The sequence below is a fragment of the Streptomyces sp. NPDC059832 genome (genome assembly GCF_042731715.1).
Classification (GTDB): domain Bacteria; phylum Actinomycetota; class Actinomycetes; order Streptomycetales; family Streptomycetaceae; genus Streptomyces.
In genome coordinates this window covers 44,479-52,641 of record NZ_JBHWIY010000041.1, presented here as the reverse complement: position 1 = coordinate 52,641, position 8,163 = coordinate 44,479, and the positions used below count along the sequence as shown (strand labels likewise).

Below are 8,163 nucleotides of genomic sequence, written 5' to 3'. Positions count from 1 at the left end.
CATCTCGAAGTGTGAAGAACGGCCGCCTCCGCTGTCCCGGAAAGAACCGCAGATCAGTAGGCCGAGTGACCTGCGACGTTAAACGCCAAGCTCAGCGGATGTCGACCAACCAGTACCCCGCCAAGCCCCGACCCGGTGACCGTGTCGCCGTGCTGTCCCCCTCCTCCGGCCTCCCCGGCATCCTGCCCCTGCCCCATGAACTGGGACTGCGCAGGCTCCGCGAGGAATTCGGGCTCGAACCCGTGGAGTACCCGACGACGCGGAAGATGGGCTCCACCCCGCAGGAACGGGCCGCCGACATCCACGCGGCGTTCGCCGACCCGGACATCAAGGCCGTGATCTCCAGCATCGGCGGCGACGACCAGATCACCGTGCTGCCGCACCTGGACCGCGACCTGTTGCGCGCCAACCCCAAGCCCTTCTTCGGGTACAGCGACAACACCAACCTGCTGGTGTTCCTCGAAAACCTGGGCATCGTCGGCTACCACGGCGGCACGGTGATGGTCGAGATGGGGCGTCCCGGCGCGATCCACCCGCTGACCGCCGACTCCCTGCGGGCCGCGCTCTTCACCCGCGGTGCCTACGAACTCACTCCGTCCAAGGAGACCAACGGGGCGAACGGCCGGTGGGAGGAACCCCGTACCTTCGACTCCGAACCCGAGATGCGGCCCTGCGACGGCTGGATATGGCACAACGCCGACGGCCGGACCGTGAAGGGCGAGAGCTGGGGCGGAAGTCTGGAGATCCTGTCCTGGATGCTGATGGCCGACCGTGAGATCCGGCCGGTGGAGAGCTACGCGGGACGGGTGCTGTTCCTCGAAACGTGCGAGGAGATGCCCTCGGCGGAGGAGGTCTACTGGATTCTGCGGAACATGGGGGAGCGGGGTCTGCTTGCCCAGTTCCCCGCTCTCCTCATGGGCCGGGCCAAGAACTGGTCGTTCGAGCAGCCCCTCGACGCCGAGGCCGGGGAACGGTTCCGCGAGGAGCAACGGCAGGCGGTTCTGCGGGCGTTGAGCGAGTACGCCCCCGAGACCATGGCCGTCCTCGACGTGGACCTCGGGCACACCGACCCGCAGCTGATCGTACCGTTCGGCGGACAGATCGAGGTGGACGGAGTGGGGCGCCGCATCGTCGTCACCTACTGAGCCGGGGCCGAAGCGTGGCCCGATCTTTGGTCCGACCATATGCGGTGTGTGACATAGTTGAAGATCGGGCAGCAGAAGCGACGGCAACCGGACGATTCCGGCCGAGGCAGGGGGTGACGGATGCCTGTCGAATGGCAACCCGTACGGCAGTCCCGTACGCATGAGCTCGTGCTCCAGAGCATCGAGGAGCGGGTGTTCGCCGGTGAACTCCGGGCGGGCGACCGGCTGCCGCCCGAGCGCGAGCTCGCGCCGGTGCTCGGGGTCAGCCGGTCCGCGCTGCGCGAGGCGCTGAGGGTGCTGGAGACCATCGGTGTGCTGGTCGCGCAGCCGGGCCGGGGGCCGGATGCCGGGGCGCGGATCGTACGCAACCCCGACGACGCGCTCGGGCGGCTGCTGCGACTGCACTTCGCGCTGGGCAGCTACAGCCTGGAGGACGTCCTGGAGGCGCGCGTCGTGCTGGAGAGGTCCAGTTTCGAGGCGGCCGCGCGGCATGCCTCCCCGGAGGACCTCGACGAGGCGGAGGTGCTGGTCGTACGGATGGGGGAGCCGGATGTCGCGGTGCCGGAGTTCAACGATCTGGACACCCGGTTCCATGTGCACATCGCACGCAGCTCCGGCAACGAACTGACCTCCACGCTCACCTCCGCCGTCCGCGAGTCGGTGCGCCCGCTGATCCTGCGGGCGCTGGAGGAGGCCGAGGACTGGCCGGCCATGGCCGCCGCGCTCAACGCGGAGCACGCCGAGCTGCTGGGGCTGGTCCGCGCGGGCAAGGGTGCGAAGGCCGCGGACCTGGTCGAGCGGCACATCCGCAGTCTCCACGGCACGCTGGTCGACGAGAACTCCGACCGGGCGCGACGGGATTCCTGACGCATGGACGCGAGCTCCGGTCGGGTGGGCCGGAGCCCGTTGCGCATAGGTTCAGGTTTTGTCAGTTGGATTTGTCAGGTGCATGTAAATCACCATCGACTCGTCGCGCCGCTGCCTTCATGTTCCGGACCGAGGCTAGTATGGTCGGACCATAAAAATGCAGAAGCGAACGATCGGAGAGACCTCATGCGCATCGGACTCTTCGCCACCTGTCTGGGAGACACGCTCTTCCCCGAGGCGGTGAAATCGACCGCGGTCCTGCTCGCCCGCCTGGGCCACGACGTGGCGTTCCCGCCGGGGCAGACCTGCTGCGGTCAGATGCATGTCAACACCGGCTATCAGCGCGAACCCGTGCCCCTGGTACGGAACTTCGCCGACCAGTTCGGCGACGCCTCGATCGACGCCGTCGTCATGCCGTCCGGGTCGTGCGCGGGTTCGGTCCGTCATCAGCACGAGATCGTCGCCGAGCGGTACGGGGACGCGGCGCTGCGCGCCGGCGTCGCCACTGTCAAGGCCAAGACGTACGAGCTGTCGGAGTTCCTCGTGGACGTACTGGACGCCGAGGACGTCGGCGCGTACTTCCCGCACCGGGTGACGTACCACCCCACCTGTCACTCCCTGCGCATGCTCCGCGTCGGTGACAAGCCCCTGAAACTGCTCCGTGCCGTCGACTCCATCGACCTCGTCGAGCTCCCCGAAGCCGACTCCTGCTGCGGGTTCGGCGGCACCTTCGCCGTCAAGAACGCCGAGACGTCGACCGCGATGCTCCAGGACAAGATGCGCAACATCGCCACCACCGGGGCCGAGGTCTGCACCGCGGGTGACTCGTCCTGCCTGATGCACATCGGCGGCGGACTCTCCCGGATCAGGTCGGGCACCCGCACCCTGCACCTCGCGCAGATCCTCTCCGCCACCCGCACCTCGCCGTACGTCCCCACGGAGGCCGTCCGATGAGCAGCACCTTCCTCGGCATGCCCGCGACCCCGCCCCGCTCCCCGTACGGAACGGGCAATCTGCGCGGCGACCGGAAGTTCCCCAAGGCCGCCCACGACGAGCTGCGCAACGAACAACTGCGCCGCAACCTCGGCCGGGCCACCCGCACCATCCGCGCCAAACGCCTCGACGTCACCGGCGAGCTGCCCGACTGGGAAGCACTGCGCGACGCCGGTTCGGCCATCAAGACCGACACCATGAACCGGCTCCCCGAGCTCCTGGAACAGCTGGAGCGGAAGGTCACCGAGCGCGGCGGCACCGTCCACTGGGCGCGTGACGGTGTCGAGGCCAACGAGATCGTCACCCGGCTGGTCAAGGCGACGGGCAGCAGCGACGTCATCAAGGTCAAGTCGATGGCCACGCAGGAGATCGGCCTCAACGAACACCTCGAATCGGCCGGCATCACCCCGTACGAGACCGACCTCGCCGAACTGATCGTCCAGCTCGCGCACGACAAGCCGTCGCACATCCTGGTCCCCGCGATCCACCGCAACCGCGACGAGATCCGGCAGATCTTCCTCAAGGAGATCCCGGGCGTCGACCCGGGCCTGGACAACGTACCCGCGCATCTGGCCGCCACCGCCCGCGCCTATCTGCGCGAGAAGTTCATGACGACCAAGGTGGCGGTCTCCGGCGCCAACTTCGGCATCGCCGAGACCGGGACCCTCGCAGTCGTGGAGTCCGAGGGCAACGGCCGCATGTGTCTGACGATGCCCGACACCCTGATCACCGTCATGGGCATCGAGAAGGTGCTGCCGCGCTACCAGGACCTCGAAGTCTTCCTTCAGCTGCTGCCGCGCTCCTCCACCGGCGAGCGGATGAACCCGTACACCTCGATGTGGACCGGGGTCACCCCGGGCGACGGACCGCAGGACTTCCACCTGGTCCTGCTCGACAACGGACGCACCGCGGCGCTCGCCGACCGGATCGGACGCGAGGCCCTCAACTGCATCCGCTGCTCGGCCTGCCTCAACGTCTGTCCGGTGTACGAACGGGCCGGCGGCCATGCGTACGGATCGACATACCCCGGACCGATCGGCGCGGTCCTCACCCCGCAGCTCGCCGGGATGCACGCGGCCAAGGACGACCCCAACAGCTCGCTGCCGTACGCCTCCAGCCTCTGCGGCGCCTGCTTCGACGCCTGCCCGGTCAAGATCGACATTCCGTCGCTCCTGGTCGAACTGCGCCACCAGAACACCGAACAGTCCGGTATGACGGCGGAGAAGCTGGCCATGAAGGCCGCGGCCACCGTCATGAAGCACCCGAAGCTCTTCACCGCCGCGCAGAAGGGCGCGGGCATCGGCCGCGTCATCGGCGGGCGGGACGGCAAGATCTCGCATCTGCCCCCGCCGTTCGACGGCTGGAGCGAGAGCCGGGACACCGCGGCGCCGCCGAAGCAGACCTTCCGCTCCTGGCTCGCATCGGCCGAGGGCGCCGCGACGATGCGGGCCGCCGCGGGCGAGTACGAGAAGAACCGGAAGCAGCACAAGGAGGAGGAGAAGTGACGACCGCTCGCGAAACGGTGCTGGGCCGGATCAAGGACGCCCTCGCTCTCGCCCCCGTCCCGGACACCGCCGTCCCGCGCGCCTACCGCACCGGACGCACCCTCCCCGACGACGAACGCCTGGCCCTCTTCACCGGCCGGCTCGTCGACTACAGGGCGACGGTGCACACCTGCACCGCCGACCGCACGGCCCAGGTCGTCGGCGAGGTGCTGCGGGAGCGCGGGGCGCGGCGGATCGGTGTGCCGGCCGGACTCGACCCGCAGTGGCTCGACGGGTACGACGGCGAGGTCCAGCAGGACTCCGGCGACATCCCGGCGCCCCGGCTCGACGCCCTGGACGGGGTCCTCACCGCCTCGGCCGTCAGCTGCGCCGAGACGGGCACGATCTTCCTGGACGGCTCGCCCGACCAGGGGCGGCGGGCGCTGTCCCTCGTCCCCGACCTGCATGTGTGCGTCGTCGATCTGTCGACGGTCGAGGCCGGTGTGCCGGAGGCGGTGGCGCGGCTGGTGCCGCAGCGGCCGACGACGCTGATCAGCGGCCCCTCGGCCACGTCCGACATCGAGCTGGAGCGGGTCGAGGGCGTGCACGGTCCGCGCACCCTGGCCGTGGTGATCAGAACGGACGTGTAGGGCCTTTCGGAGGGCGGGGTGCGCGGCGCGAAGGCCGCGCACCCCGGCGCTCAGCCGTGCGTGACCGTCACCGGATGGAAGCTGATACGGGTCGTCCCCGTATCCTCCGCCCAGCCGACCTCCACCACGTCCCCGTCCACCGTCACACTGCTCACCACCGCGTCGAGCGGCGTCGCGTCGGCCTCCGCGGTCAGCGAGGCGAGCGCGACCAGCACCACCGTGCCCTCGGCGGGCGCGGACAGCCGGGGCACCACCGCCCAGGGCGTGTACGCGGTGCCCTGCGGAGCCCGTACGACATCCCGGGACTCCCAGCCGTACAGGCCGTGCAGGGCGGAGGTCAGGGCGTCGTCGCGGCCGGTCGCCCAGCCCGTCTGCTCCACCCGGGCCCCGTCCGGCGCGCCGAGCACCCGGTGCACCCGCAGTTCGTACCGGCCGCGCGCCACGGTGACGCTCTCCACCCGCATGCCCGGCACCATCGGCGAACCCGACGTGAACACCGGGCGGTGCCAGGAGGCGGCCCAGCCCCAGCCGTCGCCCCCTCCGGCGCCCAGCGCACGGATGACGCGGCGTTCACTGCGCGCCCCGGCGACGACCACGGCCAGATGGTTGTCCGCCGTGTTCGCCCTCGACGTGGGGCCGGTCACCGTGGAGTACGACTGGCGGCTGTACAGCGGATCGTCCTGCACGCCCGACTCGCCCTCGTGCGGGCGCACATGGTCGCTGCCGTGGTTGTGCAGCCGTACGATCCCGTCCGCGCGGGTCGACTGGACGAGCAGTCCCGGCGCGGGCAGCGCGAGCACCCGGTCGGGGCCCTCGCTCGGCGCGGGCTCCTCGGTCGCGGCCCACAGCGGATGGCCGTCCGGCGCGAGCAGCGCGACGAATGCCTTGGACGCCCAGTACGGCGACGCGGGCGCCGAGTAGTTCTGCAGCGACGCCTCGTGCGGGCCGTGCCAGCCCAGGTTCAGCAGCCCGTCCGTGCCGGTCGCGCCCCGGTCCAGGAAGTAGCGCAACGATCCGCTGATCACCCGCCGCGAGGCGCCGGGCGTGAGCGGGGTGTGCCCGCTGACGGCGCCGAGCGCGACGGAGGAGGCGGCCGCGAAACGGTAGGTCAGCGAGCGGCCGAAGTGGATCGGCGCACCGTCGCCGCCGAACAGCAGCGAGAAGCCCTCCAGGTGCTCGCGCAGCCGGGCGCCGTAGTGCGCGGACAGCTCCGCGTCGCCCGACAGATACGCGTCCAGCACGGGGTAGAGGTGCAGCGCCCAGCCGTTGTAGTGGTCGAAGGCACGGCCGTCGCCGTCCGCGTACCAGCCGTCTCCCCGGTACCAGCCCTCCAGCAGATCGAGGGCACGCTGCTTCGCCCGTGCCGTCTGGGCGTCACCACGGCCCACGGATTCCAGGAAGCCGGCCACGGAGTAGGGGAACAGGTACCAGTTGTTGGGGGAGGGGACGTGCCGCAGTGCGTCGCGCAGCCATTCCTCGGTCCGGTCCTGGACCCCGGCGTCCAGCCGGTCCCAGAGCCACGGCCGGGTCAGCCGCAGGCCGATGGCGACCGAGGCGGACTCGACCATGGGCTGGCCGAAGACGGTGTGGTCGCGGATCAGCGGCCAGGATTCGGCATCCTCACGGCCGGGGGTACGGGTACCGGCCGCGAGCCCGTCCGCGTACCGGCCGAGCCAGCCGTGCGGGTCCTTGCCGTCCGCGCCCGCGACCCGGAAGGCGGCGGCGAGGAAGGTGCGCGCGTAACCCTCCAGACCGTCGGAGCGCACTCCGGACGCGGACGGCCGTCCCGGCAGATCCAGCAGCGCGCCGCCCGGCGTGGCCCATTGCCAGGCGGCCCGGAGCAGCCCGTCCGCAGCGGCCTCCCAGTGTGCGCGGGTGTAGCCGGTGTACGGGCTCGACGCCCGGTCCTCGGCGGGGAGTTCGATGGGAGAGGTCGGGTGGGGAGCGGTCATGCGAGAAATGCCAGCCTTTCGCGTCGTACGGGATGGGCGAAGCCGTCGCCCGCGGCCCAGCGGCCGGCCTCGGCCGCCGCCAGATCGGCCAGTCGCCGCCACTCGTTGCCCTGCGAGCCGGCGAGGTGCGGGGTGATCAGAGCGTTGTCGCACACCCAGAGGGGGTGCGCGGCGGGCAGCGTGTCGGGTTCCGTGACGTCGAGGATCGCCCGGATCCGGTTCTGCCGGAGTACGTCGGTGAGCGCGTCCTGGTCGACGACGGCGCCCCGCGCGGTGTTGATGAACACGCCGTCCGGGCGCATCGAGGTCAGCAGTTCACGGCTGACGAGCCCGCGGGTGGCCGGCAGCAGCGGGGTGTGGACGCTCACCACATCGCTCTGTGCGAACAGTTCGGCCAGGCCGACGGGCCGGACGCCGAGCGCGGCGGCCTCCGCGTCGGAGACGTACGGATCGTGCAGCAGGACGGGCAGGTCGTAGGGCCGCAGCAGTTCGATGACGCGTCGGCCGATCAGCGAGGCGGACAGAATGCCCACGGTGCGGCCGTAGTTCCCGACTTGGGCGGGGGTGGCGAGCCAGTTGTCTCGGTGGCGGTCCGCCCGGTAGTCGCGGGCCCGTTCCAGGACCCGTTTGCCGGAGAGCAGGATCATCGCGACGGTGTACTCGGCCACCGGCAGGGCGTTGGCGGCGGCTGCCGACGACACCTCGATGCCGCGTTCCCAGCAGGCCTCGGTGATGTGTCCGCGGACGCTGCCCGCGGTGTGGACGACCGCGCGCAGGCGCGGCGCCGCGTCCAGGGCGGCCGTGTCGAGCGGTGGGCAGCCCCAGCCGGTGACCAGGATCTCGACGTCGGCCAGCAGGGCGCGGGCCCGGTCGGTGCCGAAGTCGTCGAGAACGGGCAGGGGCGAGAGGTCGCACACCTCGTCGAGCGCGGCCAGGGACCGGGCGTCGAGGAGCGCGGCCGCGGCGGCCGGTTTCATGGCGACTGCGGCGCGTGGACGGCTACGGGCGACCGGGGTGCCAGAGACAGTGGTGGGCATCTTTCTCCTGGTAGGGGGGCGGGGTGATGGCAGGG

Annotated in this window: 7 protein-coding genes; 5 read left to right on the top strand and 2 right to left on the bottom strand. The window is 70.9% G+C overall.

The features are described from left to right. Positions 1-98: 98 nt before the first annotated feature. The 5 genes from ACFV8T_RS39775 to ACFV8T_RS39755 all read left to right on the top strand — a co-directional run bounded on the left by ACFV8T_RS39775 (position 99) and on the right by ACFV8T_RS39755 (position 5,139). A complete protein-coding gene (locus ACFV8T_RS39775; protein WP_385337230.1) occupies positions 99-1,145 on the top strand; it encodes a S66 peptidase family protein in 1,047 nt (348 codons plus the stop codon). Positions 1,146-1,265: 120 nt separating this feature from the next. After that, entirely contained in the window at positions 1,266-2,012 is a 747-nt protein-coding gene (locus ACFV8T_RS39770) for a FadR/GntR family transcriptional regulator (protein WP_385337227.1), read from the top strand. 186 nt (positions 2,013-2,198) lie between these two features. Then, positions 2,199-2,966 (top strand): (Fe-S)-binding protein, encoded by a 768-nt coding sequence (locus ACFV8T_RS39765; protein WP_385337225.1) that lies wholly within the window; start codon positions 2,199-2,201, stop codon positions 2,964-2,966. Beyond that, positions 2,963-4,510 (top strand): lactate utilization protein B, encoded by a 1,548-nt coding sequence (locus tag ACFV8T_RS39760; RefSeq protein WP_385337222.1) that lies wholly within the window; start codon positions 2,963-2,965, stop codon positions 4,508-4,510. Before ACFV8T_RS39765 ends, ACFV8T_RS39760 begins: the two co-directional genes overlap by 4 nt. Further along, a complete protein-coding gene (locus ACFV8T_RS39755) occupies positions 4,507-5,139 on the top strand; it encodes a lactate utilization protein C (RefSeq protein ID WP_385337219.1) in 633 nt (210 codons plus the stop codon). The genes ACFV8T_RS39760 and ACFV8T_RS39755 overlap by 4 nt, the downstream gene beginning before the upstream one ends. A gap of 50 nt (positions 5,140-5,189) precedes the next feature. Here ACFV8T_RS39755 and ACFV8T_RS39750 read toward each other — a convergent pair whose 3' ends face one another. Continuing rightward, positions 5,190-7,091, bottom strand: a complete 1,902-nt coding sequence (locus ACFV8T_RS39750; RefSeq protein ID WP_385337216.1) for a DUF2264 domain-containing protein — start codon at positions 7,089-7,091, stop codon at positions 5,190-5,192. Then, positions 7,088-8,128: a hydroxyacid dehydrogenase gene (locus tag ACFV8T_RS39745; protein WP_385337213.1), complete on the bottom strand. Its 1,041-nt coding sequence runs from the start codon at positions 8,126-8,128 to the stop codon at positions 7,088-7,090. The genes ACFV8T_RS39750 and ACFV8T_RS39745 overlap by 4 nt, the downstream gene beginning before the upstream one ends. Positions 8,129-8,163 lie beyond the last annotated feature (35 nt).